The sequence below is a fragment of the Streptomyces sp. S.PB5 genome (assembly GCF_030403745.1).
In the GTDB taxonomy this organism is placed as follows: domain Bacteria; phylum Actinomycetota; class Actinomycetes; order Streptomycetales; family Streptomycetaceae; genus Streptomyces.
In genome coordinates this window covers 826,477-851,831 of record NZ_JAQMWP010000001.1, presented here as the reverse complement: position 1 = coordinate 851,831, position 25,355 = coordinate 826,477, and the positions used below count along the sequence as shown (strand labels likewise).

Here is a 25,355-nt window from a genome sequence, read left to right as displayed (position 1 = left end):
ACCATATAGCACGCACATTCGATTTACGGCACTGCTTCACCACCTTCACCCAAAGGTGTGGCGGGGCTAATGTCAGCAGCATGATTGATCACGCGCATGACCTGGCGTCTGTACGTGACGCGACGGAGCGGCTGCTCACCGCAGCCGCCAAACTGGACAACGCGTCGGTGGCCGAGCCGTCACGGCTCCCCGGGTGGACCCGCGGTCACGTCCTCGCCCATCTCGCCCGCAACGCGGACGCCCTCATGAACGTCCTGGAGGGCCGGCCCATGTACGTCTCCGGGGAGGCCCGGGACGCCGACATCGCCCGGGACGCCCCGCGTCCTCTCGACATCCACCTCGCGGACGTCCGCGACAGCGCCGCCCGCCTCCAGGCGACGGGGGCCGTCCCGGCCGACTGGTCGCGGATCGTGCAGCTGCGCAACGGGGTCACCGACTCGGCTTCCACGGTGCCGTTCCGGCGCTGGACGGAGGTGGAGCTGCATCACGTGGACCTCGGGATCGGGTACGAGCTGGAGGACCTCCCCGAGGAATTCACGGAACGGGAGATCGAGTTCCTCGCCGGCCGCTTCACCGGCCACCCCGACGTACCACCGACCCGGCTCACGGACGACACCCGCACGTGGACCACGGGCCGGGTGGCAGAGCCGATCGTGGTCACACTGACCGGCTCCCCCGCCGACCTGCTCGGCTGGCTCACGGGACGCCGGGACGGGGCGGGGCTACGGGTGGAGGGGGGACAGCTGCCGGAGCTGCCGCCTCTGTAGGGACGGGCGCCGGGGGCGGCGAACGGCTGCGGGGGTGGTCACGGCGGGGGCGCGGTAGGGGGCTGCGGGGGTGGGGCGACGTGGAGCTGGGTGGCTGTCGGGCTGAGGGGTTGCCTGGCCGGGCGGCTGCCGAGCCAGGTGGCCGTTGGGCATGGGACCGTCGGTCCAGGCGGCGCGACCGGGTGGCCACCTGGCCGGGCGACTGTCGGACCGGGGATCGCAGAGCCAGGTGATGGTCGGGCCGGGGGCCGCCGGACCGGGTTGCCGTCGGACCAGTCGGCTGTCGGGCCAGGTAGCCGTCGAGCCGGACGGCCGCCCGTGGATGTGGTGACCGTCAGGTCGGACGTCCCGGCAGCCCTGCCCCGTCCCGACGCCACCGCCCGGGACCGCGGCAGCCCTCCCCGTCCCAACGCCACGGCCCGGCACCTCAGGAGCCCCGCCCCGTCACCACAGCCCGGCACCTAGGCAGCCCGACCCCGCCGACACCACCGCCCGGGACCCCGGCAGGCCTCCCCCGCCCCGCCGCCACGGCCCGGCACCTCAGGAGCGCCCGCCTCAGCCCCCGCCGTCGCCACCGCCCGCCCCCGCGGCAGCCCCCTCCGGTCCGCCCCGCTATAGGCTGCCGCCATGACGTACAGCGGACAGGTGACCGTCGGTGGCCCGGCGGACGTGCATGAGCTCAAGGACCTGATGATCACCAAGATCGCGGTCGGCCCGATGGACAACAACGCCTATCTGCTGCGCTGCCGGGCCACGGACGAGCAGCTGCTGATCGACGCGGCCAACGACGCGGAGACGCTGATCGGCATGATCGGCGACGACGGCATCGCGTCCGTCGTCACCACGCATCAGCACGGCGACCACTGGCAGGCCCTCGCCCGGGTCGTCGAGGCCACCGGCGCCCGTACGTACGCGGGCCGGGAGGACGCGGACGGCATCCCCGTGCCGACCGACGTCCTCGTCGACGACGGCGACACCATCCGGGTGGGGCACGTGGAGCTGACCGCGCGCCATCTGGTCGGGCACACGCCGGGTTCGATCGCGCTCGTCTACGACGACCCGCACGGCCACCCCCATGTGTTCACCGGTGACTGCCTGTTCCCCGGCGGCGTGGGCAACACCCGCAAGGACCCCGAGGCGTTCGCGAGCCTCATCCACGACGTGGAGACGAAGATCTTCGACGTCCTCCCCGACGAGACCTGGGTCTACCCGGGCCACGGCAACGACACGACCCTCGACTCGGAGCGCCCGCAGCTCCCGGAGTGGCACGCGCGCGGGTGGTGAACGACGTGAACGACGGGGCGTGAAGCACTGGTGGCGAGCCGCCGGGGCGCACAACACCCCTTCACGCGCCGTATCTTCACGCCCCCGGCGCGCACTCCTTCGCACGCGCCCCGTGTGAACCGTTCGCACGCGCCGGAGCCATGCGCACGCTCCCCGCGTACATGGTTGCGCGGTCAACTGGTGGTAGCCCCGCACAGGAAGACGGCTCCTGCGCGGTACGGGCCGCCGGTCTTCCGATCCCCGCCCTCGACCGGCGGCCCCGGCGATGTGCACAGGGAACGTTCACAAAAACGCAACACCCGTTCCCAGTATGCGGACAAAAGCCGACGTGACCTCGACAAACGGGGCGAGCTGCTGTCAATCTCCCGCCATGCACCTCGCCCCTCGCGCACTGCACCGCGCTGTCGCCGCCGTGACCATAACCCTGCTCGCCACCGCCGTCGGCTGTGCCCCGCAGCCGGAGGAGGACTCGGCGGCCAAGCCCTCGGGTTCTTCGTCCGGTACCGCGTGCGCCAAGGGCAAGCTGGCCACCAAGACCTCCGGCAAGCTGACGATCGCCACCGACGAGCCCGCGTACGAGCCGTGGTTCAAGGACGACAAGCCCGCAGGCGGCGAGGGCTTCGAGTCCGCGGTCGCCTACGCCGTGGCCGAGCAGCTCGGCTACGACAAGAGCGCGGTCGTCTGGCAGAGCGTCCCCTTCAACAAGGCGTTCGCGCCCGGTGAGAAGACCTTCGACTTCGACATCAACCAGGTGTCGATCAGCGACGAGCGCAAGAAGGCCGTCGACTTCTCGTCCGGCTACTACGACGTCCGCCAGGCCGTCATCGCGCTGAAGGACACCAAGGCCGCCAAGGCGACGAGCATCGCGGACCTGAAGGGCCTCAAGCTGGGCGCCCAGGTCGGCACGACCAGCCTCGACTACATCGAGGACGTAGTGAAGCCGACGCAGCAGGCCGCCGCCTACGCCAAGAACGACCAGGCCAAGTCCGCCCTGAAGAACGGCCAGGTGGACGCCATCGTCGTCGACCTGCCCACCGCCTTCTACATCACCGCGGCCGAGGTGACCGACGCGAAGATCGTCGGCCAGTTCGAGAACAAGGGCGGTACGCCCGAGCAGTTCGGCCTCGTCCTCGACAAGGGCAGCGCGCTCACCTCCTGCGTGACCGGCGCGGTCGACACCCTCCGCGAGAACGGCACCCTGGCGAAGATCGAGCAGCAGTGGCTGTCGGACGCCGTCGACGCCCCGGTGCTCAAGTGACGCTCACGAAGGACGAGTCCGGCGCGCAGACGCCGGACTCGGGTGACTCGTACACGCCTTCGCGGCGCCGGCTGGAGCGGGAGCGCCACAAGCGTGCCCGCTCCCGCCGTGCCACGGCGATCGCCGCGCTGTCGACCCTCGTCACGGCCGTCGTCCTGTACCTGGTCGTCGTCAACGCGCCGGGCTGGCCGCGCACCAAGGAGACCTTCTTCAACGGGGAGTACGCGCGCGAGGCGTTCCCCAAGGTGCTCGAAGGGTTGTGGCTCAACCTCCGGCTGCTGCTGATCTGCGGCGTGGCCGTACTGGTCCTCGGCATGCTCATCGCGATCGCGCGGACCCTGCGCGGCCCGGTGTTCTTCCCGCTGCGGGTGCTGGCGGCCGCCTACACGGACTTCTTCCGGGGCCTTCCGCTCATCATCAACTTGATGATCGTCGTCCTCGGCGTCCCGGCGCTGCGGCTCCAGGGCGTGACCGTGGACCCGGTACTGCTCGGCGGCACGGCGCTGACCCTGACGTACTCGGCGTACGTGGCCGAGGTGTTCCGCGCCGGCATCGAGTCCGTCCACCCCTCGCAGCGCGCCGCGGCCCGCTCGCTGGGCCTGTCCAACCGCCAGGCGCTGCGCCACGTGGTGCTGCCCCAGGCGGTACGCCGCCAGGTGCCGCCGCTCCTGAACGACCTGGTGTCCCTGCAGAAGGACACCGGTCTGGTGTCGATCGGCGGTGCGGTGGACGCCGTACGGGCCGCCGACATCATCGTGGGCCGCAGCCTCAACTACACGCCGTACATCGTCGCGGGTCTGGTCTTCGTCGCGCTGACCATCCCGATGACCCGGTTCACGGACTGGGTGACGGCCCGGATGGACCGTCAGCGGGCCCAGGGAGGCACAACGTGAGCGACACCCCGGACATCCCCGGCACCCCCGGCACCCCCGACTCCCCCGGTACGTCCGCCGTGCTGCGTATGGAGTCCGTGCGCAAGACCTTCGGCGGCTCGGTCGTCCTGCGGGACGTCGACCTGGAGGTCGCCCCGCACACGGTGACCGCGCTGATCGGCGCCTCCGGCTCCGGCAAGTCCACGCTGCTGCGCTGCGCGAACCTCCTGGAGGAGATCGACGACGGGGCGATCTGGCTGGACGGTGAGGAGATCACCGACCCGCGGGTCGACCAGGACGCGGTACGCCGCCGTATCGGCGTGGTCTTCCAGGCGTACAACCTCTTCCCGCACATGACCGTGCTGGAGAACATCACGCTCGCCCCGCGCCGGGTGCACGGGGTGTCCCGGGCGGAGGCCGAGGAGCGCGGCAGGGAGCTGCTGGAGCGGCTCGGGCTCGGCGGGAAGGCGGGCGAGTACCCGGACCGGCTGAGCGGCGGCCAGCAGCAGCGGGTGGCGATCGTGCGCGCGCTGGCCGTACGGCCCCGGCTGTTGCTCCTCGACGAGATCACCGCCGCGCTCGACCCGGAGCTCGTGGGGGAAGTCCTCACCGTCGTCCGCGACCTCAAGGACGAGGGCATGACCATGGTGCTCGCGACGCACGAGATGGGCTTCGCGCGGGACGTCGCCGACCAGGTCTGTTTTCTGGACGGAGGTGTCGTCCTGGAGCGCGGGACGGCCGAGCAGATCTTCGGTGATCCGCAGCAGGAGCGCACGCAGCGCTTCCTGCGACGGATCGTGGAGGCGGGACGCCTGTAACAGGCGCCCGCCAGGAGGGCGGTCATTACCGCCCTCAGGCCTCCGCCTGTCCCGCACCTGCCAGCGCCGCGACCCGCTCCACGCCGAACGCGTATCCCTGCACGCCACAGCCCGCGATGACACCGTCGGCGCGCAGGGAGACGTAGGAGTGGTGCCGGAAGGACTCGCGCTGGTGGATGTTGGAGATGTGGACCTCCAGGACCGGCAGTCCGTCGCAGGTGTTGAGTGCGTCCAGAATCGCGACTGACGTGTGCGAGTAGGCGCCCGGGTTGATGACGATCCCGCAGTGGTTCAGCCGTGCCTCGTGGATCCAGTCGACCAGCTCGCCCTCGTGGTTGGACTGCCGGAAGTCGACCGTGCCGCCGTGTGCGGCCGCGGTCTTGGCGCACAGGGCCTCGACGTCGGCGAGGGTGTCGGAACCGTAGATCTCCGGCTGGCGCTGCCCCAGCAGGTTCAGGTTGGGGCCGTTGAGGATCATGATCGGGGCGTTGGCCAGGGTGCGGGGCACGGTTCCTCCGGTCCGGTAGCGGATGCGCGATCTGTTCAGGACCGCTGCTCGGACCCGGTTTATCACGGTGCGCCGGACGGGCGGAGGCCCGTACCCTCCACGGATGACGACGATCTCGTACCCGCCCAAGCCCTCCCCCGGCGACCGTGTGGCCGTCATCTCGGCCGGTGCCGGTCTGCCCGAGCTCTTCCCGCACCCCTTCGAACTGGGCCTGGAGCGGCTGCGTGGGGACTACGGTCTCGTCCCGGTCGAGTACCCGACGACCCGCAAGATGGGCACGACCCCGCAGGAGCGGGCCGACGACGTCCACGCCGCCTTCGCCGACCCGGCCGTCAAGGCGGTCATCGCGTCGATCGGCGGCGACGACCAGATCACCGTGCTGCCGTATCTGGACCGGGAGTTGCTCCGGGCGAACCCGAAGCCGTTCTTCGGGACGAGCGACAACACGAACCTGCTGATGTTTCTGCGCAACGCGGGGATCGTCGGCTACCACGGCGCGAGCGTCATGGTCGAGCTGGGGCGCCCCGGCGCCATGCACCCGCGGACCGCCGACTCCCTGCGGGCCGCGCTGTTCACCTCCGGCGAGTACGAACTGCGGCCCGCCGACCGCTGGAACGACGTCGACCGCGACTGGGCGGACCCGGCGGCCTTCGAGACGGAGCCGCAGAGCAGGCCCGGCACCGGCTGGACGTGGCTGAACGCCGACCGTGTGATCGAGGGCCGGACCTGGGGCGGCTGCCTGGAGATCGTGTCCTGGCTGCTGATGGCCGACCGCGAGATCGCGCACGACCTCAGCGAGTACGACGGCGGCGTACTGCTCCTGGAGACCTCCGAGGAACTGCCCGGCGGCACAGAGGTCTTCCGCACCCTGCGCAACATGGGCGAGCGCGGCCTGCTCCGGCGCTTCTCCGCGCTGCTGATGGCGCGCGCGAAGACCTGGTCCTTCGAGCGGCCCAACAGCCCGGAGGAGGCCGCCCGTTACGCGGCCGAGCAGCGCGAGGCGGTGCTGCGCGCGATGCGAATGTATGCCCCCGACACCACCATCGTCTTCGATGTGGACTTCGGCCACACCGATCCCCAACTGGTCATCCCCTACGGCGGTCTCGTGCGCGTCGACGGTCCCGCCCGGCGCATCACGGTCACCTACTGACGCGCCCGCACGCCCCCGTAACCCGCGATCACTGTGGGTAGTTGACGCGGCATGCACGACGTACGCACCGTGAAGACGCCCTCCATGCCGCGGCTCGCGGCCGCCTCGCTCGCCGGGACGGCCATCGAGTTCTACGACTTCTTCGTCTACGGGACCGCGGCGGCCCTGGTCCTGGGGCCGCTGTTCTTCCCCACCTTCTCGCCGCTGGCGGGGACGCTGGCCGCCTTCGCCACCTTCGGGGTGGGGTTCGTGGCGCGACCGCTGGGTTCGGTCCTGTTCGGGCACATCGGGGACCGGCGCGGACGGCGGCCGGTCCTCGTGCTGTCACTGCTGCTGACCGGCGGTGCCACGGTGGCGGTCGGCTGTGTGCCGGCGTACGGCTCGATCGGGGTGGCCGCTCCCCTGCTGCTGCTCGTGCTGCGGTTCCTGCAGGGCCTCGGGCTCGGCGGGGAGTGGGGCGGGGCCGTGCTGCTGACCGCGGAGCACGCGCCGCCCGAGCGGCGGGCGTTGTGGGCGAGCTTTCCGCAGATCGGGCCGGCGGTGGGCTTTCTGCTCGCCAACGGGGTGATGCTCGTGCTGTCGGCGTCACTGACCGAGGCCCAGTTCGCCGCGTGGGGCTGGCGGGTGCCGTTCTGGGCGGCGGGGGTGCTGGCCGTGGCGGGGCTGTGGCTGCGGTCGTCGCTCGCCGAGAGCCCGAGCTTCCTGGAGATCGACGACCACGCGCGCGTGCCGCTCGCCGAAGTGGTGCGCGACCACTGGCGGCTCGTCCTGCTGACGGCAGGGGGCCTCGCGATCGGGTACGCGATCTTCTACGCCGTCACGACCTGGTCCCTCGCCTATGCGACGGAGCGGCTCGGGGTGAGGCGTACGGTCATGCTGGCCTGCATCATGGCCGCGGTGCTGGTGAAAGGCTCGCTCACGCCGGTCGTGGCGCTGCTCGGCGACCGCTACGGGCGGCGGCCGCTGTGCCTGGCCGGGTGCACGGCGGCGGCCCTGTGGATGTTCCCGATGGTCGCGCTGCTCGCGACCGGGGAACCGCTGCTGATGTTCCTCGGGTTCCTGGGCGCGATGCTGGCGTTCATCACGATGTTCGCGGTGATCGCCGCGTATCTGCCGGAGCTGTACGAGCCGCGGGTGCGCTGCACGGGTGCCGCGGTCGGCTACAACCTCGGCGGGGTCCTCGGGGGCGCGCTCACGCCGATCGTGGCGACCGCGCTGGCCGAGCAGGGCGGCCGGGTGCCATGGGGTGTGGGGGCGTATCTGACGGGGATCGCGCTGCTGAGCCTGGGGTGCTTCGCGCTGCTGCCGGAGACACGTCCGGTGCCGCTGACCGCCGCGGCGGCACCGGTCATGGACTGAGGCGCGGGCCGGTCCGTGGATCGAGTCACGCGTCGGTCCACGGCCCGAATCACGCGTCGGTCTACGGATTGATCGCCAGCTCCAGATAGGCCGCGAACAGCACCAGATGTACGCCGCCCTGGAGCGGCGTCGCCCGGCCCGGCACCACCGTCAGGGAGCTGACCACCACGGTCAGGGCGAGCAGCACCATGTGCGTGGCACCGAGGCCGAGGACGAGCGGGCCGTCGAGCCAGATGGAGGCCAGGGCGACCGCGGGGATGGTCAGGCCGATGCTGGCCATCGCCGAGCCGAGCGCGAGGTTGAGGCTGGTCTGCACCCGGTCACGGCGGGCGGAGCGCAGCGCGGCGATGGTCTCGGGGAGCAGCACCAGCAGGGCGATGATCACGCCGACGACGGCATGGGGAAGTCCGGCGGCCTCCACTCCGGACTCGATGGTGGGCGACACGCCCTTGGCCAGGCCGACCACGCCGATCAGGGCCAGGCCCAGCAGCCCGAGGCTGATCAGGGCGGTGCGGGCGGTCGGTGCGTCGGCGTGGTCGTCGACGGTGACGACCTCGCCCTGGCGGGTGATGGGGAGGAAGTAGTCGCGGTGCCGTACGGTCTGGGTCGCCACGAACAGGCCGTACAGGATCAGCGAGGAGAGCGCGGCGAAGGTCAGCTGGACGCCGGAGAACTCCGGGCCCGGCTTGCTCGTGGTGAACGTCGGCAGGACCAGGCTGAGCGTGGCCAGGGTGGCGACCGTCGCGAGGGCGGCGCCGGTGCCCTCGGGGTTGAAGACGGCGATGCCGTGGCGCAGCGAGGCGACCAGGAGGCAGAGGCCGACGATGCCGTTGCAGGTGATCATCACGGCCGCGAAGACGGTGTCCCGGGCGAGGGTGGAGCCCTTGCTGCCGCCGTCGGCCATGAGGGTGACGATGAGGGCGACCTCGATGACGGTGACGGCCACGGCCAGGACGAGGGAGCCGAAGGGTTCGCCGACCCGGTGGGCGACCACCTCGGCGTGGTGCACGGCGGCCAGGACGGCGCCCGCCAGGACCAGGGTCACCAGGGCGACGATCGCGCCCGGCAGGTCGCGCCCCCAGGTGAACGCCAGGAGCACGACCGCGAGCGCCGGCACCAGGACCGTCCACTGGGTGGTGAGCGCCCTGAGCCGAGTGATCATGCAGCGATGGTCGCAAAGGTGCGGAGGCCCCGCATTTCGGCGCCGCAGGGCCTCTTCACCAGGGGCGCGGGCTACTTCAGTTCGCGCGAGTCCAGCAGGTCGCAGTTGAGGAAGCGGGGCTCACGGGTACACAGCGCGGTCAGCTGCTCCGCCATCTTGCCCGTCTCGGGCCGCTCGTTGTTGCGCATGGCCTCCTCGTACGACTCGAACTCGATCACGGCGAGATAGCGTCCGGGGGTGTCGCGGTCCTTGAGGAGGATGCGGTGGCTGGGGCCGCCCTCCCGGCCCGCCAGGCTCTGCCTGGCGTCCTCGATCAGCTGCTCCATCTCGTCGATCCGCTCGGTCTCGAAGTCGATGATCTGCACGAACCTCATGGCTGCCTCCGCCGACCATGGCGCCCCCTGGCCGGGGAACGCGCTCAGAACAAAGCAAGCACCGGGAGCGGTGCGCGGCAATTCGCCGCGGGGCGCTCCCGGTGCTGGTTGTTCCTACGTCCGACGTGGTCAGGCGTCGATGCTGTCCTTCGGAGCGCCATCGCTCTGCGCCTGCGCCGCCTCGGCCGCCGCCTGCTTCTTGGAGGCACGGAGGCTGGTGATCGTGGTGACGATCAGGACCGAGCAGATCACGCCGAGGGAGACCGGGATGGAGATCTCCGGGACGTGGACACCGGACTCGTGCAGCGCGTGCAGCACCAGCTTGACGCCGATGAAGCCGAGGATGATCGACAGGCCGTAGCTGAGGTGGACGAGCTTCTTCAGCAGACCGCCGATGAGGAAGTACAGCTGGCGCAGACCCATCAGCGCGAACGCGTTGGCGGTGAAGACGATGTACGGGTCCTGGGTCAGGCCGAAGATCGCGGGGATGGAGTCGAGGGCGAAGAGCACGTCGGTGGTGCCGATCGCGAGCATGACGACCAGCATCGGGGTCATGACCCGCTTGCCGTTCTCCTCGATCCACAGCTTGGTGCCGTGGTAGCGGTCGGCGACACCGAAGCGGCGCTCAGCGGCCTTGAGGAGCTTGTTCTCCTCGAACTCCTCGTCCTCCTCGTCGGCCCGGGCCTCCTGGATGAGCTTCCAGGCGGTCCAGATCAGGAAGGCGCCGAAGATGTAGAAGACCCACGCGAAGCTGGCGAGGATGGCGGCACCCGCGGCGATGAAGATCGCCCGCAGGACCAGGGCTATGAGGACACCGACGAGCAGGACCCGCTGCTGGTACTGCGACGGGACCGCGAACTTCGCCATGATCAGGACGAAGACGAAGAGGTTGTCGACGCTGAGCGACTTCTCGGTGATGAAGCCCGCGAAGAACTCTCCGCCGGCCTGGCCGCCGCCGAAGACGAGCAGGCCGAGCCCGAAGAGGCCGGCCAGGGCGATCCAGACGACCGTCCAGATCCCGGCTTCCTTGATGGACACGTCGTGCGGCTTGCGGCCGATGAAGAAATCGACCGCGATCAGGGCGGCGAGGCCCACGACCGTAAGGACCCACAGGGTCACGGAAACATCCACTGATACGCCTCCGGCATTACGTAACGGCAAATAACCAGCGTCGTCGCGCTGCCGGAGGTCTCTTCCACCCAAGGTGGGCCGACGCCCCGGGATTCAGGCCTGATCCGAATGGCCCGATCCGTATTGACGGGAACGCCGCATCGACAGGGAGTACTCCCCTCCGTGGGAACCACCGTACCCCAATCACCAAGGAACGGTAAAGTGATTGGCAAAATAAAGGTCAAAGTGCCTGGTCAGGCGACTTTACGAGTACTTGGTACGAGCTGCCGCCACCTGATGGAGAACCTGCTGGAGCACTTGGCTGCCCGACGGCACGAGTGAGGGCTCGTACGTCCAGGCGTGACCCACCCAGGGGTCGGCGAGGTGGTCGTCGGGCACCGGGGTGATGCGCATCAGCGAACGCCACAGCGGGTCGAGCAACGGGCCGTACGCGGAGGCCTCCTCGCGGTCCGCGACCATCATCAGATGCACACCGACCGCCGGGCCCTCGTCGGCGAGGTAGCGCAGCTGAGTCACGGCCCGGTCGTCGAAGCCGTGCGGGAAGTCGTTGACGATCAGCAGCTGCTCGGAGGTGTCGAAGCCGGGCGGGAGCGAGTCGGGCGCGCCGCCCCGCACCGCCATCTGCACCAGGTCCACCCGCTGGGTGAGCCGGGCGAGGACATCCGTCACCCCGGCCGCGCCGACCGCGGGCGGAGCCGCGAGCACGCCGCTCTGCACCAGCGGCACCAGCGCCTGCCCGCCCGAACCCGCCGGGTCGATCACATGCACGGTGAACTCGCGCGCCGGATAGACGGCGAGCAGCCGGGCCGCGACGGCCACCGCGGTGTCCATGGCCAGCCGCTTCACCTCGTGGGCGTCGGTGAACGAGCCGTCGAGCGAGCCGCCCCGACCGCTGTCGATCCACAGCCCGCGCTCCAGGGGCAGCCTGACCAGCATCGGGATGCTCAGTGCCGGGGCCTCGGGGAGGTGCAGGTCGCCGAGGCGCACGGCCATCGGTATCTCCATCGGCACCCGGTAGCCGTGCCAGACGGGGTTGTCCCAGCGGGCGTACGCCGGCGGCAGCGCGGGTTCGACGACCTCGGACTCGGCGCGGAGCTGGGCGAGGTCCCGGTCGAAGACCGCCTGGGCCTGCTCGACGAGCTGGGTGTGCTTGGCGCGGGCCGCCTCGCGCGCGGCGTCGCCCTGGCCGCCGATCCGGCTGCGCGGGTCGGACAGGACCTGGTCGAGCTCCTTCTCCATCCGGGAGTCGGCGAAGTCGACGGCGCTGCGGTACGCGGCCGCGGTGCGGGCGAGGTCCTCGAACATGCCCCACACCTGGTTGTAGAGCCGCTCGTCCATGGACCAGCCGGTCGCGTCCCCCGCGACGGGCTGCTGGGGCTGCCCGGGCTGGGCCGGAGGCGCGGTCGGCGGGGGCGGCGGCGGGGCCGTGGTCTGCCGACGCGGGTGGCTGTAGTCGATCGGGCCGCCCGCGGTGGGCGTCGAGGGCGTGGACGGCTGGCCGGCCACGGAGGAGTCCGGGGAGGCCTGGGGGCCGTACGGGGGCGGCGGCTGACCGGGGGCCTGAGCACCGTAAGGATCTGCGGGCTGGCCGGGCGGCGTGCCGTAAGGGGACGTGGGCGGTTGCGGTGGTACGGCGCCCTGGGGTGCCGGACCGCCCTGGTCGGGGCCGAGCGCCGGTGCGGCCGTCTGCCGGGTGCGGTCGCCGTCGGTCGTGCGCGGCGGGGCGGGGACGGAGCGGGCCATGCCCTGGGCCACGGCGTCATTGATGGAGCCGGCGAGCCGGTGGGCCTCCGGCAGACCCTGGTCGGCCAGGAGTTCGGCGAGGCCACCGGCGTATCCCTGGCCGACGGCGCGCACCTTCCAGGCGCCCTGGCGGCGGTAGAGCTCCAGGGCGACGACCGCGGACTCGGCCTCCAGGCCGGTGACGGTGTAGCTGGCGACCTCGGTGCCGTCGAGACCGGTGACCGCCACGAAGGGAGCGGCGAGCCCGCCGAAGCGGACCGGGCCGCCCACTCCGGCGGGCAGGGCGAGCAGCACACTGACCCGGTGCACGGCCTCCGGCACGGCGCCCAGGTCCACGGCGAGGCGGTGGTCGGCCGCGGCCTGCCGGGAGACCTCCAGGCCCGGCAGGGTGGGTGTGCCCGGGTGGGCCACCCACTCCACGCCATGGATCTTGCCGTGCTCGTCGCTCAGCGTCGCCCCGGCCACGATCGGCTTGCCGGCCGAGACCCGGATCTCGAGACGGGCCTGGGAGAGCGGGTGGTTCTGCCCCCGCACCAGCTCGGCCGTCATGCCTTCGTCCCCCTGTGTCGCTGTTCGGTGTCCGGTGCCGCGCCGCCGCCTACAGGTGCGGCAGGATCGCCGGCATCAGGTCCTGGAAGGTCCGGCCGTTGGCCGGGGTGCCGAGGGCCGTCATCGTCCAGCCCGGGCCGTTGCGGTGCACCTTCGCCATGATCTGGGCCGTGTAGGCGCCGCCGCCCGCGAGCGTGTAGCGGGCCAGCTCCTGGCCGTTGGTCTCGTCGACCAGACGGCAGAACGCGTTCTGCACCTCCTGGAAGGTCTGGCCCGTGAAGGAGTTCACGGTGAAGACGATCTGGTCGATGTGGACCGGGATGCGTGCCAGGTCGACGAGGATCGCCTCGTCGTCGCCGCCCTGACCGACACCGCCGACGAGGTTGTCGCCGGTGTGGCGCACCGAGCCGTCGTCGCTCACCAGGTGACGGAAGAAGACGACGTCGACCGGCTGCTTGTCCGCGAACAGCACTGCGGAGGCGTCGAGGTCGATCTCCCGGGTACGCGAGCCGAACAGGCCGCGACGGGGAGCCGCCTGCCAGCCGAGACCCATGCGCACCGAAGTCAGGCTGCCGCCGTCGTTCTTCTGCAGACTGATGGCCTGACCCTTGGTCATGTTGACGGTCACGCGCTGATTCCCCTCTCGAACTGTCCCCTGTTACCGCGGAATCCGCGGTTGACCAGAACCCTACGCAGGGGCACTGACAGTGCCGCTACCCAGGTCCGCACTTTGTGTCGGTCTTGCAACACAGCGCAGTCGCATCGGGCTCGCGGGCCGGTCAGGCCAGGCCTGCCTCCCTCATCTGGCGCAGTTCCTTCTTCATCTCGGAGACCTCGTCGCGCAGCCGGGCCGCGATCTCGAACTGGAGGTCCGCGGCGGCGGCGCGCATGCGCTCGGTCATCTCTTCGATCTGCTGGGCGAGCTCGGCCGCGGGCCGGTCGCTGGGCACGGCCTCCGCGGCCTTGCCCTTGGCTCCCTTGGCGCTCTTGGCCGCCTTGCCGCCGAGGGCGGGCACGGGGGCCTTCGCGCCCTTGCCGTCCGTCTGCTTGCGGTAGCCGGAGCCCAGCAGCTGCTCGGTGTCGATGTCCTCGCGGGCGATCTGCGCCACGATGTCATTGATCTTCTTGCGGAGCGGCTGGGGGTCGATGCCGTGCGCCGTGTTGTACGCGACCTGCTTCTCCCGGCGGCGGTTGGTCTCGTCGATGGCCCGCTCCATCGCCGGGGTGATCTTGTCGGCGTACATGTGGACCTGGCCGGAGACATTGCGCGCCGCGCGGCCGATGGTCTGGATCAGGGAGGTGCCGGAGCGCAGGAAGCCCTCCTTGTCGGCGTCGAGGATCGCCACCAGGGAGACCTCGGGCAGGTCGAGGCCCTCGCGCAGGAGGTTGATGCCGACCAGGACGTCGAACTCGCCGGAGCGCAGTTCACGCAGCAGTTCGACGCGGCGCAGGGTGTCGACGTCGCTGTGCAGGTAGCGGACCTGGATGCCGAGTTCCAGGAAGTAGTCGGTGAGGTCCTCGGCCATCTTCTTGGTGAGCGTGGTGACCAGGACGCGCTCGTCCTTCTCGGTGCGGGTGCGGATCTCGTGCACCAGGTCGTCGATCTGGCCCTCGGTGGGCTTGACCACGACCTCCGGGTCGATGAGGCCCGTCGGGCGGATGATCTGCTCGACGACACCGTCCCCGCGGGAGAGCTCGTAGTTGCCCGGTGTCGCGGACAGATAGACGGTCTGTCCGATCCGCTCCTGGAACTCCTCCCACTTCAGGGGACGGTTGTCGAGGGCGGAGGGCAGCCGGAAGCCGTGGTCGACGAGGGTGCGCTTGCGGGAGGCGTCGCCCTCGTACATGGCACCGATCTGCGGGACGGTGACATGCGACTCGTCGATGACGAGCAGGAAGTCGTCCGGGAAGTAGTCGAGCAGGGTGTTCGGCGGGGAGCCGGGCTCACGGCCGTCGAAGTGCATCGAGTAGTTCTCGACGCCGGAGCAGGAGCCGATCTGGCGGAGCATCTCAAGGTCGTACGTCGTTCGCATCCGCAGACGCTGAGCCTCCAGGAGCTTGCCCTGCTTCTCCAGCTCGGCGAGGCGCTCGCCCAGCTCCTTCTCGATGTCGTTGGCGGCCCGCTCCAGGCGCTCGGGGCCAGCGACATAGTGCGAGGCCGGGAAGACGTACAGCTGCTGGTCGTCGCTGATGATCTCGCCGGTGAGCGGGTGGAGGGTGGACAGGGCCTCGATCTCGTCGCCGAACATCTCGATGCGGACGGCGAGCTCCTCGTAGACCGGGAAGATCTCGATGGTGTCGCCGCGGACCCGGAAGGTGCCCCTGGTGAAGGCCAGGTCGTTGCGCGTGTACTGGATGTCCACGAAGCGGCGCAGCAGCTGGTCGCGGTCGATCTCGTCGCCGACCCTCAGGGGGACCATGCGGTCCACGTACTCCTGGGGTGTGCCGAGGCCGTAGATGCAGGAGACCGAGGCGACCACGACGACGTCGCGGCGGGTGAGCAGCGAGTTGGTGGCGGAGTGGCGCAGCCGCTCGACCTCCTCGTTGATCGAGGAGTCCTTCTCGATGTAGGTGTCCGACTGCGGGACGTACGCCTCGGGCTGGTAGTAGTCGTAGTACGAGACGAAGTATTCGACCGCATTGTTCGGCAGCAGCTCACGGAACTCGTTCGCCAGCTGGGCGGCCAGGGTCTTGTTCGGGGCCATCACCAGGGTGGGGCGCTGGAGCTTCTCGATCATCCACGCGGTGGTGGCGGACTTGCCGGTGCCGGTCGCGCCGAGGAGGACGACGTCCTTCTCACCGGCCTCGATGCGCTTGGCCAGGTCGGCGATGGCCGCCGGCTGGTCGCCGCTGGGCTGGTAGGGGCTGACGACCTCGAAAGGCGCCACCGTGCGTTCGATGTGGGAAACGGGCCGCATGGAGTCCACCGTACGACCCCCCACTGACAACGCGGTCGGATCAGCGGTTCTGCGGGGTTCGCGAGCGGCGGTGGCCGACGCCCCGGCGGGTGCGGACCGAGGGGCGGCGGGCGGAGTGCGGGGCGTCCGGGTGGGCCGGGATGCCGGGCTTGTGCTCGACGGGATTCAAGGCGGGCTTGCCCATGACCATCAGCGGGTCGAACATCACCACGACGCCGGCGAGCAGCAGGAAGGCCAGCGGGCCGACCATCATGGGCGCGAGCAGTTCGGCGGGCGAGTCGCCCGCGGAGGGGGCTCCGGCGCTGCCGTGCAGATGGACGCTGAGGGCGGCCATGCCGGTGTAGTGCATACCGCTGACGGCGAGCCCCATGACAAGGCTGGCGCCCACGCTCCACAGGAAGCCTCTGACCTGGCCGGCCGCCCAGAGGGCGGCGGTGGCGGCGCACATCGCTATGACGACGGAGGCGGCGACGGTGAGGGTGTTGTACTCCAGATTCCCGTTGAGGCGCATTCCGGCCATGCCCAGATAGTGCATGGAGGCAACGCCCAGGCCGGTGATGGTGCCGCCGGTGAACAGTGCCGTTCCGCTCGCGCCCCGGTAGCCGACTATGAAGATCCCGATGCCCACCATGACGATGGCGACGCCGAGGCTCGCGAATGTCGTCGGCACGTCGTAGCGGATCGGTGCGCCCTTGACCGTGAACCCCATCATCGCGATGAAGTGCATGGTCCATATTCCGGAGCCGATCGCCGCGGAGCCGAGGGCGAGCCAGCCGGGTCTCCAGGAGTTCGAGACCAGCATGGACCGGGTGGTGCAGCGCAGGCCGAGGGCACCTCCCAGGCAAGCCATGAGGTAAGCCACCAGCGGTGTGACGAGTCCGTAGCTGAATCCGTCGACCGTGCCTTGCATGCGCGGCTGTCCTTCCCGCCTTCTTGCGTCCCGGAATGTGCTGAAATACGCCCGCTCCCAGGACCGCCCGAGCGGTCAGGGGTGAGGCAGAGAGTATGACCCCCACCGGAATGGTCGAACGATTTTCCGGCAAAGAAACACGCCGTTGCCACGCCCTTGCCGCAGTTGTGCGGCACCAGTGAGCGGAGTTGGGCAACTCCATTCAATCTGTGGCCATTCTGTACTCCTCTGCTGTTGACCCTCTGCTGTCACAGTTGAGCTGTACGTGATCGCTCGACGCAAGGAGTACGCATGCACGCGCGCTCAATTGCCGCCACGACCACCGCGCTCCTGGGGGCCGCCTCCCTCTTGTGCCCCGCCTCCGACGTCCGGGCCGTCGAGGACGGCGGGCCGCCGACGGTCCTCGCGCACCGGGGCGCCTCCGCGTACGCCCCGGAGAACACCCTGGCCGCCGTCGACAGGGCGGCCGCGCTGGGCATCGACTGGGTCGAGAACGACGTCCAGCGCACCAAGGACGGCAGGCTCGTCGTGATCCACGACGACAATCTGCAGCGCACCACCGACGTCGAACAGATCTTCCCCGGCCGGGCCCCCTGGAAGGTGAAGGACTTCACCGCGGCCGAGATCGCGCTCCTCGACGCGGGGAGCTGGTTCGGCCCCGCGTACGCGGGCGCGCGCGTGCCGACGCTCGAGCGGTATCTGCACCGTGTCGAGCGCAACCACCAGAAGCTGCTGCTGGAGATCAAGAACCCCGCCCTGTATCCGGGCATCGAGCAGCAGACCCTCAAGGTCCTCGCCAACGAGGGGTGGCTGGACCAGCAGCACGGCTCGAAACTGGTCGTGCAGAGCTTCAGCGCGGACAGCGTGCGGACCGTCCACCAGCTGAAGCCCGCCGTGAAGACCGGCATCCTCGGCACTCCGAACGTGGCGGACCTGCCCGTCTACGCGGGCTTCACCGACCAGATCAACCCCTCGCACAGCACGATCTCCACCGGCTATGTCTCCGCCGTCCACGCCTTCACGGGCGCGCACGGCAAGCCGCTGGAGGTCTTCACCTGGACCGTGAACGACGCCACGGCCGCCCGACGGGTCGTCCGGTACGGGGTCGACGGCATCATCACGAACAAGCCGGACGTGGTGCGGGACGCGGTGGGCGGGTCGTGACGGCCTGAGGTCCGTCCGGCGGGGCGTTGTCAGTGGCGGGTCGTACGGTGGGCGGCATGGACAGCCATGGGCAGTACGAGCAGCAGGTCGTGTGGGCCGTCGTCGGCACCGGCATCGGCCCCCTGCTGCTGGCCGCGACCCGCGACGGCCTGGTCAATGTCGTCTTCCACGCCACCGACGCGGTGCGCGACAGGACCCTGGAGCGGCTGGCGTCCCGGCTGGGCACCGAGCCCGTCGAGGCGCCCGGCTCCGCACTGCTGAGCGAGGCGATACGCCAGATCGAGGCGTACTTCGCGGGCGAGCGGCATGACTTCGAGCTGCCGCTGGACTGGTCGCTGATCTCCGGCTTCAACCGTGAGGTGCTGCGCGAGCTGGCGTCCGGGGTGCCGTACGGCTCGGTCGTCGGCTACGGCGATCTGGCCGGGCGGGTCGGCCAGCCCGGCGCGGCCCAGGCGGTGGGCGCGGCGATGGGGGCCAATCCGCTGCCGGTGGTCGTGCCCTGCCACCGGGTCGTGGAGAGCGACGGCGGGATCGGCGGGTTCGGGGGCGGCCTGGAGACCAAGCGGAAGCTGCTCGCCCTGGAGGGGGTACTGCCCGAGCCGCTCTTCTGAGAGGCCGCCGAACCGGGCCCGGGGAAACCGCTGATTCGGTCCGCGCGCGACGGCTGGCCGGAAGGCCGACGCGGTAGCAGACTCCGCCATGCGCACAGCCACTGGCATCCGAAGACTTCGGAGCCGAAGGGACGGCGATCACGCATGAGCGGAACCGGAAACAGGGCAGTCGCGTATCTCAAGCCGGGCGCGGTGGAGGTCAGGACCATCGACTTCCCGACGCTCGAGCTCCAGGACGGGCCGGGGGTCGCACCGGAGAACGTCGGCCGCAAGTGCCGGCACGGTGTGATCCTCAAGGTGCTCGCCACCAACATCTGCGGCAGTGACCAGCACATGGTGCGCGGGCGGACGACCGCGCCCGAGGGACTGGTCCTCGGACACGAGATCACCGGAGAGGTCGTCGAACGGGGACCGGACGTCGAGACCCTCGACGTCGGCGACATCGTCTCCGTACCGTTCAACATCGCCTGCGGGCGATGCCGCAACTGCAAGGAACGCAAGACCGGCATCTGTCTGAACGTCAACCCGGCACGGCCCGGGGCGGCTTACGGGTATGTCGACATGGGCGGCTGGGTCGGCGGCCAGGCCGAGTACGCCATGGTGCCGTACGCGGACTTCAACCTGCTGAAGTTCCCGGACCGGGACCAGGCACGGGCGAAGCTGCTCGACCTGACCATGCTGTCGGACATCTTCCCGACCGGCTTCCACGGCGTGGTGAGCTCGGGCGCGGGCGTCGGTTCGACGGTGTACATCGCCGGTGCCGGGCCCGTGGGTCTGGCGGCGGCCGCGTCCGCGCAGCTGCTGGGCGCCGCGGTCGTCATCGTCGGCGACCTCAACGCCGAGCGGCTCGCCCAGGCGCGCAGCTTCGGCTGTGAGACCGTCGACGTCTCGCGCGGCAGCGTGGACGAGCAGATCGCACAGATCCTCGGAGAGCCCGAGGTGGACACCGCGGTCGACGCGGTCGGCTTCGAGGCCCGGGCCCACGGCCCGGACGCCCCTGAGGCACCCGCGACGGTCCTCAACTCGCTGATGGGCATCACGCGCGCGGGCGGCGCCCTCGGCATTCCCGGCCTCTACGTCACGGACGACCCCGGCGGGATCGACGAGGACGCGAAGTCCGGGACGCTGAAGGTGCGGCTCGGGCTCGGGTGGGCCAAGAGCCACCGCTTCACCACCGGACAGTGCCCGGTGATGAAGTACCACCACAGTCTGATGCGGGCGATCCTGCACGAGCGCGTGCACATCGCCAAGGCGGTCAACGCGACCGTGATCGGCATCGAGGACGCACCGCGCGGCTACGCCGAGTTCGACCAGGGCGCCAGCCGCAAGTACGTGCTCGACCCGCATGGGGCACTCAGCGGCGTACGGCCGGTCTGACGTCCGTGGAGAGGGCCACGCGCGCGTGGCCCTCTCACCGTGCCCGAGCCGCGCTAGTCGTAGTGGCGGGCCTCGAAGACGTTCCCGTCGGGGTCGCGGAAGTAGAAGCTGCGGCGGGCCATTCCGCGGGCCCCGAAGGAGTCGTAGGAGAAGTCCGAGACGGGGACCGAGCGTTCCTCCAGACGGACGCGGAGTGCCTGGAAGTCGTCGCCGGGCAGGGCCAGGCAGATGTGGTTGACCGGGTGGCCCGCGCTGTCGGCGGCGCCGGGGACCATCTTCATGCGTTCCACCATGGTGAGCGGCATGAGATCGAAGACGGTCTCGTCGTTGAGCCGTACGGAGGGGAAGGGCACCGCGCCTGCGGCGAAGTCGGTGATCCTCAGGGGTTCCATGCCGACCGCCTTCTCGTAGAAGTCGGCCGACGCCACCGGGTCCTGTACCCAGAGGACGACATGGTCGAGACGTGTCGTGTTGTCCGTCATGTTCCCCAGGCTGGTGGTGTCGCCCACAGCCCGCAAGGGTTTGGCCGGGGGCGCCGCCCGCCAGAGATGAGGGAGGACCGATCGACAGGAGGCAGGCGCGTGGTGCTGGTGTTGTCGGAGGAAGTGCGCGAGGCGGTTGACGCGCGTCAACCCGTGGTGGCCTTGGAGTCCACGATCATCGCGCATGGGTTGCCGCGGCCGCGGAACCTGCAGGTGGCGCTGGAGCTGGAGGACGTCGTACGGCAGGAGGGCGCCGTGCCAGCGACCATCGCGGTGCTGGACGGGCGTCCTCATGTCGGCCTGGACAAGGAGCAGTTGGAGCGGGTCGCCAACGAGGAGGGGATCCGCAAGCTGGGTCACCGTGATCTGCCGCTCGCGGTGGCCGCCGGGGTGAGCGGGGCGACCACGGTGTCGGCCACCGCACAGCTGGCGGCGCTGGCGGGCGTACGGGTGTTCGCCACCGGCGGGCTCGGCGGGGTGCACCGGGAGTGGACGGTGACGCAGGACGAGTCGGCCGACCTGGGGCTGCTCGCCCGGACACGGATCACCGTGGTCTGCGCGGGCGTGAAGTCGATCCTCGACGTGCCGGCGACCCTGCAGCGGCTGGAGACGCTGGGCGTCGCGGTCGCCGGGTACGGCACGGACCGCTTCCCCGGCTTCTACCTGTCGGACTCGGGGCATCCGGTGGACTGGACGCTCGACTCCCCGCGGCAGGTGGCGGAGGTGATGCGGGCTCAGGACGCGGTGAACGGCCCCGAATCGGCCCTGATCGTCGCCAACCCGGTGCCCGAGGCCGAGCAGCTGGACCCGGACCTCCACGCGCGCGTGCTCGCCGACGCCCTGCGCGCCGCCGAGGACGCGGGCGTCACCGGCCAGGGCGTCACGCCGTTCCTCCTGTCCTTCCTCGTCCAGCACACCGACGGGGCGTCCCTGAGCGCCAACCTGGCGGCGGTACGGGGCAACGTACGACTGGCGGGACGGATCGCGGCGGCCTGGGCCGGGGCGTGAACGGGGCGGGGGCGCGAGCAGGAGCGGGAGCGGCGGGTTCGGGGGGCGTAGTGGCCGCGGGCGGTGGGGTGGCTGCGGGATCTGAGGCGGCTGCGGGCTCTGGGGCAAGGCTCGGCCGCGGGCGGGGCGAAGCGGTCTCGGGTGGTGGCGGGTTCTGTCATCCACGGGGCGAAACCGGCCCGGATGGGGCAGGGGCCGGGCGGGCGCCGGGCGATCCGGTCCCGGAGGGTGCCGAGCCAAGTCACGCCGGGAGCGAGGCGGTCCCAGGCGGCACCGGGCCCCGTCATCCGCAGAGCGAAGCCGGCCCGGGCGGGGCAGGGGCCGGGCGGACGCCGGGCGATCCGGTCTCGGACGGCGCTGGGCCCGGTCATCCGCGGAGCGAAGCCGTTCGTGGGGGTGCGCTGCTTGTCGTCGGGGACGTCATCACGGACGTCGTCGCCCGACATCGGGGGCCGCTCGCCGCCGGTACCGATACGGCCGCGGCGATTCGGACGTTGCCGGGTGGGGCGGGTGCCAACGTGGCCTGTTGGGCGGCTCGTTGGGGCGAGGCCGAGGTCCGGATGCTCGGCCGGGTCGGGGCGGAGGCGGTCGAGTGGCATGAGCGGGAGCTGGCGGCCTGCGGGGTACGGCCGCTTCTCGTGGTCGATGCGGAGGCCCCGACCGGGACGGTGATCTGTCTCGTCGACACGGGTGCCGCTGCCGAGCGGACGTTGGTCACGGACAGCGGTGCGTCGTTGCGGTTCGCCCCGGAGGACTGGTCGGACGCACTGCTCGACGGTGTGGCCCGGCTGCACCTGTCGGGATACCTGCTGTTCTCGGAGCCGAGCCGTGCGCTGGTGAGGGCGGCCCTCGCAGCGGCACGCGCGCGTGGTGTGCCGGTGAGCCTGGATCCGGCGTCGGCCGGGTTCCTCGTGCGGCTCGGCGTGGACCGTTTCCTGTCGCTGACGGACGGGATCGATGTGCTGCTGCCCAGCCGTGACGAGGCGAGTCTGCTGACGGGGCTGCCCGACGCGGCGGACGCGGCGGCCAAACTGAGCCGGCAGTTTCCGCTGGTCGTCGCCAAGCAGGGGGCCGACGGCGCGCTCGTGGCCCGCTCGGGCAGCGTGCTCGCTCACGTCCCGGCCGTGCCGGCGACGCCCAGGGACACCACGGGCGCCGGCGACGCCTTCACGGGGGCGTTCCTCGCCAGCCTCCTCACGGGCGCCGATCCCGAGGAGGCTGCGCGGGAGGGATGCCGGGCGGGGGCGATGGCGGTGGAGCGGGTGGGCGGCAGACCGCCTGCCATGCCGAGTTGAGGGGGTGCCGGGGCGGCGATCCACGGCGGAACGGTGTCCCGACACTCGTCACGCCGATGCCCCGGCACCCGGCGAACCGACTGCGGTATCCAGCCGACCTGCCTGTCACCGGGCACCGCAGCTTCCAGCCCCTCCCGACTCCCGGCCCTCGGCATCCGCCCGGCCCACGTCATCGGCCCGGCCCTCTACACCCACTAGGCCCACGTCATCGGCCCGGCCCTCTACACCCACTAGGCCCACGTCATCGCCCAAACTCCGACGTCCGCTCGGCGGCCGCCACCCCCTGCCGTCAACCTCCGCCCCCGTCCTACGCCTTCCGCCCCCACGCCGAGATCATCGGTGCCGTCGCGAGGTCCATGGAGCCGGACGCGACGTTCGCGAGGTGATGGTCGATGTCGGCGTCCGTGGCGAGGCCCGCGGTGACGAGCTGGTCGCGGATCTGGCGGATCGTGGCGGATTCGAGGGCCGCGCAGGCAGGGGACGTGAGCGGGAAGTACGCGTCGGCCTCCACGCGGCGCAGGCCGGCCTCGCGGAGCAGGCGGGGGAGGCGGCGGCCGTAGGAGAGGTCGGCACCGCGGTCGGCGAGGAGTTGGCGGAAGCCCTGGCGCAGACGGTTCGCCAACTGCTCGGCGGGGCCGTGTTCGTCGGGGCAGGCCAGGGGCTGAAGGGCGGGGTCCGCGTCCTCGACGAGAAGCCGGCCGCCGGGGCGCAGGGACTGGACCATCGACTGCAACGCCCGCTCCCGGTCCGGCACATGAACGAGGACGAGCCGGGCGTGCACGAGGTCGAAGCCCTCCCCCGGCGCCTCGTCGACGCCCACGTCGTGGACCCGCACTTCGACGGGCGGACGGGCGGCGGGGCCGAGCCGGGAGGTGTCGATGTCGCTCGCGACGACCCGCCCGGTCGGGCCGACCTTCTTGGCCAGCCAGGACACCACGGACGTACCGCCGGCGCCGACCTCCCAGCAGCGCCAGCCGGATCCGATGCCGAAGCCTTCGAGGTGCCGGAACGTCGTGGGGTCGAAGAGGGCCGCGAAGGCGTCGAAGCGCTCTGCCGCCTCGGTCTGCTGGTTGTCGAGGAGATACCCGTCGGTTCGCATCATGTCGCGATCATCCCAGTTGCCCGTGTTGTCCGTGGCGGTCGACGCTCCGGCACCCACCATGCGCCGATCGCGACGCGTCAGGCGCCGCACCGCCACATCCGCACCACCACACCCGCCCCACCACACCCGTACGTCACACCCGCCCCACCACGAGCGCACCGCCCTGCGTGACGCCCCGCACCGCATCACCCCACCGCCTCCCCCGACTCCTCGCCGTCGCACGCTCCTGAACTCGTCGTCCACAGGCGGGAACAAAGCGGAACATCCTGTTCCCACAGGCTTACACGGCTTTCACCGTGAGCTGGCAGACTGGCCGGCCAGGGCGCAGAGATGCGGCGAGCGGGGATCCACGCAAGGAGATCCAGATGTCCATGGCAGGGAATCTGCGGAAGGTCACGAGCCTCGGCAGGGTCGGCGGCCTCCGCAAGGTGGCACGGCTGGCGCGTCGGGGCCGTCGCGTCGACCTGAGCCACCCCGCCCGGTCACCCCTGGGTTCCTCCGTGGTGAACTGCGTGACCTACCGGGACGGCGCTCGCGTCCCGGGCGGCAGCGATCTGGTCGACACGGTCGAGCGGGTGCGCAAGCACGGCGACGGTTTCGTCTGGCTCGGCCTCCACGAGCCGACGGACCAGGAGTTCGCGGGCATCGCCGAACTCTTCGAGTTGCACCCGCTGGCGGTGGAGGACGCGATCGAGGCCCATCAGCGGCCGAAGCTGGAGCGGTACGACGACGTACTGTTCGCGGTGTTCAAGACGGTCTGCTACGTCGAGCACGAGGAGCTCACGGCGACCAGCGAGGTGGTGAACACCGGCGAGATCATGGTGTTCGTCGGCGAGGACTTCGTGATCACGGTCCGGCACGGCATGCACGGTTCGCTGGGCCCGTTGCGCGAGGAGCTGGAGGCCGACCCGCAGCAGCTCGCGAAGGGGCCGGCCGCGGTGCTGCACGCGATCGCGGACCATGTGGTCGACGACTATCTGCACGTCACCGACCTCCTGCAGGCCGACATCGACCAGGTCGAGTCGGACGTCTTCTCCCAGAACGGCGCACGGCTCGACCCGGGGCGCATCTACCAGCTCAAGCGTGAACTCCTGGAGCTGAAGCGGGCCGTGGTCCCGCTGGCCCGGCCGATCGAGGAGCTCTCCACACGGCCGATACGGGTGGTCGCCCCGGAGATACAGGCCTACTTCCGCGATGTCTCCGACCATCTGCTGCGCGCCAAGGAGCAGATCGCCGCCTTCGACGAACTGCTCAACTCGATCCTGCAGGCGCACCTGGCCCAGGTCTCGGTCGCCCAGAACGAGGACATGCGGAAGATCACGGCCTGGGCGGCGATCGTCGCCGTGCCGACCATGGTCTGCGGGGTGTACGGCATGAACTTCGAGCACATGCCGGAGCTGCGCTGGACCTTCGGCTATCCCCTGGTACTGGGCGTGATAGCCGTGGCGTGTCTGACGCTGTACCGGGGCTTCCGGCGCAACGGCTGGCTCTGAGGCGGCGGGAGGTCCGGGGG

General features: G+C 70.7%; 23 protein-coding genes. 13 read left to right on the top strand and 10 right to left on the bottom strand.

Annotated elements, in window-relative coordinates; genetic code table 11:
* The first annotated feature begins 80 nt into the window (after positions 1-80).
* From PH203_RS03855 to PH203_RS03835, 5 genes are all read left to right on the top strand, one after another.
* Positions 81-767 (top strand): maleylpyruvate isomerase family mycothiol-dependent enzyme, encoded by a 687-nt coding sequence (locus PH203_RS03855; RefSeq protein ID WP_289916028.1) that lies wholly within the window; start codon positions 81-83, stop codon positions 765-767.
* 627 nt (positions 768-1,394) lie between these two features.
* Positions 1,395-2,051 (top strand): MBL fold metallo-hydrolase, encoded by a 657-nt coding sequence (locus PH203_RS03850; protein WP_289916027.1) that lies wholly within the window; start codon positions 1,395-1,397, stop codon positions 2,049-2,051.
* 370 nt (positions 2,052-2,421) lie between these two features.
* Positions 2,422-3,309: an ABC transporter substrate-binding protein gene (locus tag PH203_RS03845; RefSeq protein ID WP_289916026.1), complete on the top strand. Its 888-nt coding sequence runs from the start codon at positions 2,422-2,424 to the stop codon at positions 3,307-3,309.
* Positions 3,306-4,202, top strand: a complete 897-nt coding sequence (locus tag PH203_RS03840; protein ID WP_289916024.1) for an amino acid ABC transporter permease — start codon at positions 3,306-3,308, stop codon at positions 4,200-4,202. Before PH203_RS03845 ends, PH203_RS03840 begins: the two co-directional genes overlap by 4 nt.
* A 68-nt stretch (positions 4,203-4,270) precedes the next feature.
* Positions 4,271-4,999 carry an amino acid ABC transporter ATP-binding protein gene (locus PH203_RS03835; RefSeq protein ID WP_289916635.1) on the top strand — a complete coding sequence of 243 codons (729 nt, stop codon included), beginning with the start codon at positions 4,271-4,273 and terminating at the stop codon, positions 4,997-4,999.
* A gap of 34 nt (positions 5,000-5,033) precedes the next feature.
* On the opposite strand, the gene aroQ is transcribed toward PH203_RS03835, so the two are convergent.
* Positions 5,034-5,507, bottom strand: coding sequence for a type II 3-dehydroquinate dehydratase (gene aroQ, locus PH203_RS03830; protein ID WP_289916023.1), 474 nt, complete (start codon positions 5,505-5,507; stop codon positions 5,034-5,036).
* A gap of 103 nt (positions 5,508-5,610) precedes the next feature.
* Here aroQ and PH203_RS03825 point away from each other — a divergent pair, with 103 nt between their 5' ends.
* Together PH203_RS03825 and PH203_RS03820 are read left to right on the top strand one after the other, a co-directional pair.
* Complete coding sequence (locus PH203_RS03825) at positions 5,611-6,657, top strand: S66 peptidase family protein (RefSeq protein WP_289916022.1); 1,047 nt, start codon at positions 5,611-5,613, stop codon at positions 6,655-6,657.
* A 51-nt stretch (positions 6,658-6,708) separates the two neighbouring features.
* A complete protein-coding gene (locus PH203_RS03820; RefSeq protein ID WP_289916020.1) occupies positions 6,709-8,016 on the top strand; it encodes an MFS transporter in 1,308 nt (435 codons plus the stop codon).
* Between the two features lie 61 nt (positions 8,017-8,077).
* Here PH203_RS03820 and PH203_RS03815 read toward each other — a convergent pair whose 3' ends face one another.
* The 7 genes from PH203_RS03815 to PH203_RS03785 all read right to left on the bottom strand — a co-directional run bounded on the left by PH203_RS03815 (position 8,078) and on the right by PH203_RS03785 (position 16,803).
* Entirely contained in the window at positions 8,078-9,178 is a 1,101-nt protein-coding gene (locus PH203_RS03815; protein ID WP_289916018.1) for an ionic transporter y4hA, read from the bottom strand.
* Between the two features lie 71 nt (positions 9,179-9,249).
* The gene (locus PH203_RS03810) at positions 9,250-9,552 is read right to left on the bottom strand and encodes a hypothetical protein (RefSeq protein WP_289916016.1); all 303 of its coding nucleotides are present in this window, start codon (positions 9,550-9,552) and stop codon (positions 9,250-9,252) included.
* A 129-nt stretch (positions 9,553-9,681) separates the two neighbouring features.
* Positions 9,682-10,683 (bottom strand): TerC/Alx family metal homeostasis membrane protein, encoded by a 1,002-nt coding sequence (locus tag PH203_RS03805; RefSeq protein WP_289916014.1) that lies wholly within the window; start codon positions 10,681-10,683, stop codon positions 9,682-9,684.
* 243 nt (positions 10,684-10,926) lie between these two features.
* A complete protein-coding gene (locus PH203_RS03800) occupies positions 10,927-12,975 on the bottom strand; it encodes a TerD family protein (RefSeq protein WP_289916012.1) in 2,049 nt (682 codons plus the stop codon).
* A 49-nt stretch (positions 12,976-13,024) separates the two neighbouring features.
* A complete protein-coding gene (locus PH203_RS03795; RefSeq protein WP_289916009.1) occupies positions 13,025-13,603 on the bottom strand; it encodes a TerD family protein in 579 nt (192 codons plus the stop codon).
* A 151-nt stretch (positions 13,604-13,754) separates the two neighbouring features.
* A complete protein-coding gene (gene uvrB, locus PH203_RS03790) occupies positions 13,755-15,893 on the bottom strand; it encodes an excinuclease ABC subunit UvrB (RefSeq protein WP_289916008.1) in 2,139 nt (712 codons plus the stop codon).
* A gap of 40 nt (positions 15,894-15,933) precedes the next feature.
* A complete protein-coding gene (locus tag PH203_RS03785) occupies positions 15,934-16,803 on the bottom strand; it encodes an MHYT domain-containing protein (RefSeq protein WP_289916006.1) in 870 nt (289 codons plus the stop codon).
* Positions 16,804-17,094: 291 nt separating this feature from the next.
* On the opposite strand from PH203_RS03785, the gene PH203_RS03780 reads away from it, so the two are divergent.
* The 3 genes from PH203_RS03780 to fdhA all read left to right on the top strand — a co-directional run bounded on the left by PH203_RS03780 (position 17,095) and on the right by fdhA (position 19,955).
* A complete protein-coding gene (locus PH203_RS03780) occupies positions 17,095-17,967 on the top strand; it encodes a glycerophosphodiester phosphodiesterase family protein (protein ID WP_289916004.1) in 873 nt (290 codons plus the stop codon).
* A gap of 56 nt (positions 17,968-18,023) precedes the next feature.
* The gene (locus PH203_RS03775) at positions 18,024-18,578 is read left to right on the top strand and encodes a methylated-DNA--[protein]-cysteine S-methyltransferase (RefSeq protein ID WP_289916001.1); all 555 of its coding nucleotides are present in this window, start codon (positions 18,024-18,026) and stop codon (positions 18,576-18,578) included.
* Between the two features lie 144 nt (positions 18,579-18,722).
* A complete protein-coding gene (fdhA, locus tag PH203_RS03770) occupies positions 18,723-19,955 on the top strand; it encodes a formaldehyde dehydrogenase, glutathione-independent (protein ID WP_289915999.1) in 1,233 nt (410 codons plus the stop codon).
* A 53-nt stretch (positions 19,956-20,008) separates the two neighbouring features.
* Here fdhA and PH203_RS03765 read toward each other — a convergent pair whose 3' ends face one another.
* Positions 20,009-20,437: a VOC family protein gene (locus PH203_RS03765; protein WP_289915996.1), complete on the bottom strand. Its 429-nt coding sequence runs from the start codon at positions 20,435-20,437 to the stop codon at positions 20,009-20,011.
* 99 nt (positions 20,438-20,536) lie between these two features.
* Here PH203_RS03765 and PH203_RS03760 point away from each other — a divergent pair, with 99 nt between their 5' ends.
* The gene (locus PH203_RS03760) at positions 20,537-21,445 is read left to right on the top strand and encodes a pseudouridine-5'-phosphate glycosidase (RefSeq protein WP_289915994.1); all 909 of its coding nucleotides are present in this window, start codon (positions 20,537-20,539) and stop codon (positions 21,443-21,445) included.
* A 401-nt stretch (positions 21,446-21,846) separates the two neighbouring features.
* Positions 21,847-22,740, top strand: a complete 894-nt coding sequence (locus PH203_RS03755) for a sugar kinase (protein ID WP_289916632.1) — start codon at positions 21,847-21,849, stop codon at positions 22,738-22,740.
* A gap of 307 nt (positions 22,741-23,047) precedes the next feature.
* Here PH203_RS03755 and PH203_RS03750 read toward each other — a convergent pair whose 3' ends face one another.
* Positions 23,048-23,842 carry a methyltransferase domain-containing protein gene (locus PH203_RS03750; RefSeq protein WP_289915992.1) on the bottom strand — a complete coding sequence of 265 codons (795 nt, stop codon included), beginning with the start codon at positions 23,840-23,842 and terminating at the stop codon, positions 23,048-23,050.
* 365 nt (positions 23,843-24,207) lie between these two features.
* Between PH203_RS03750 and corA the strand changes: the two genes are divergently transcribed.
* Positions 24,208-25,335, top strand: coding sequence for a magnesium/cobalt transporter CorA (gene corA, locus PH203_RS03745; protein WP_289915990.1), 1,128 nt, complete (start codon positions 24,208-24,210; stop codon positions 25,333-25,335).
* Positions 25,336-25,355: the final 20 nt, after the last annotated feature.

Bases quoted from the DNA above. Each gene is read 5' to 3' on its own strand.
- PH203_RS03835 (WP_289916635.1), top strand. From the start codon at position 4,271: ATGGAGTCCGTGCGCAAGACCTTCGGCGGCTCGGTCGTCCTGCGGGAC.
- PH203_RS03810 (WP_289916016.1), bottom strand. From the start codon at position 9,552: ATGAGGTTCGTGCAGATCATCGACTTCGAGACCGAGCGGATCGACGAG.
- PH203_RS03820 (WP_289916020.1), top strand. From the start codon at position 6,709: ATGCACGACGTACGCACCGTGAAGACGCCCTCCATGCCGCGGCTCGCG.
- PH203_RS03845 (WP_289916026.1), top strand. From the start codon at position 2,422: ATGCACCTCGCCCCTCGCGCACTGCACCGCGCTGTCGCCGCCGTGACC.
- corA (WP_289915990.1), top strand. From the start codon at position 24,208: ATGTCCATGGCAGGGAATCTGCGGAAGGTCACGAGCCTCGGCAGGGTC.
- PH203_RS03825 (WP_289916022.1), top strand. From the start codon at position 5,611: ATGACGACGATCTCGTACCCGCCCAAGCCCTCCCCCGGCGACCGTGTG.
- PH203_RS03750 (WP_289915992.1), bottom strand. From the start codon at position 23,842: ATGATGCGAACCGACGGGTATCTCCTCGACAACCAGCAGACCGAGGCG.
- PH203_RS03855 (WP_289916028.1), top strand. From the start codon at position 81: ATGATTGATCACGCGCATGACCTGGCGTCTGTACGTGACGCGACGGAG.
- PH203_RS03800 (WP_289916012.1), bottom strand. From the start codon at position 12,975: ATGACGGCCGAGCTGGTGCGGGGGCAGAACCACCCGCTCTCCCAGGCC.
- PH203_RS03815 (WP_289916018.1), bottom strand. From the start codon at position 9,178: ATGATCACTCGGCTCAGGGCGCTCACCACCCAGTGGACGGTCCTGGTG.
- uvrB (WP_289916008.1), bottom strand. From the start codon at position 15,893: ATGCGGCCCGTTTCCCACATCGAACGCACGGTGGCGCCTTTCGAGGTC.
- PH203_RS03850 (WP_289916027.1), top strand. From the start codon at position 1,395: ATGACGTACAGCGGACAGGTGACCGTCGGTGGCCCGGCGGACGTGCAT.
- PH203_RS03785 (WP_289916006.1), bottom strand. From the start codon at position 16,803: ATGCAAGGCACGGTCGACGGATTCAGCTACGGACTCGTCACACCGCTG.
- PH203_RS03780 (WP_289916004.1), top strand. From the start codon at position 17,095: ATGCACGCGCGCTCAATTGCCGCCACGACCACCGCGCTCCTGGGGGCC.
- fdhA (WP_289915999.1), top strand. From the start codon at position 18,723: ATGAGCGGAACCGGAAACAGGGCAGTCGCGTATCTCAAGCCGGGCGCG.
- PH203_RS03775 (WP_289916001.1), top strand. From the start codon at position 18,024: ATGGACAGCCATGGGCAGTACGAGCAGCAGGTCGTGTGGGCCGTCGTC.
- PH203_RS03765 (WP_289915996.1), bottom strand. From the start codon at position 20,437: ATGACGGACAACACGACACGTCTCGACCATGTCGTCCTCTGGGTACAG.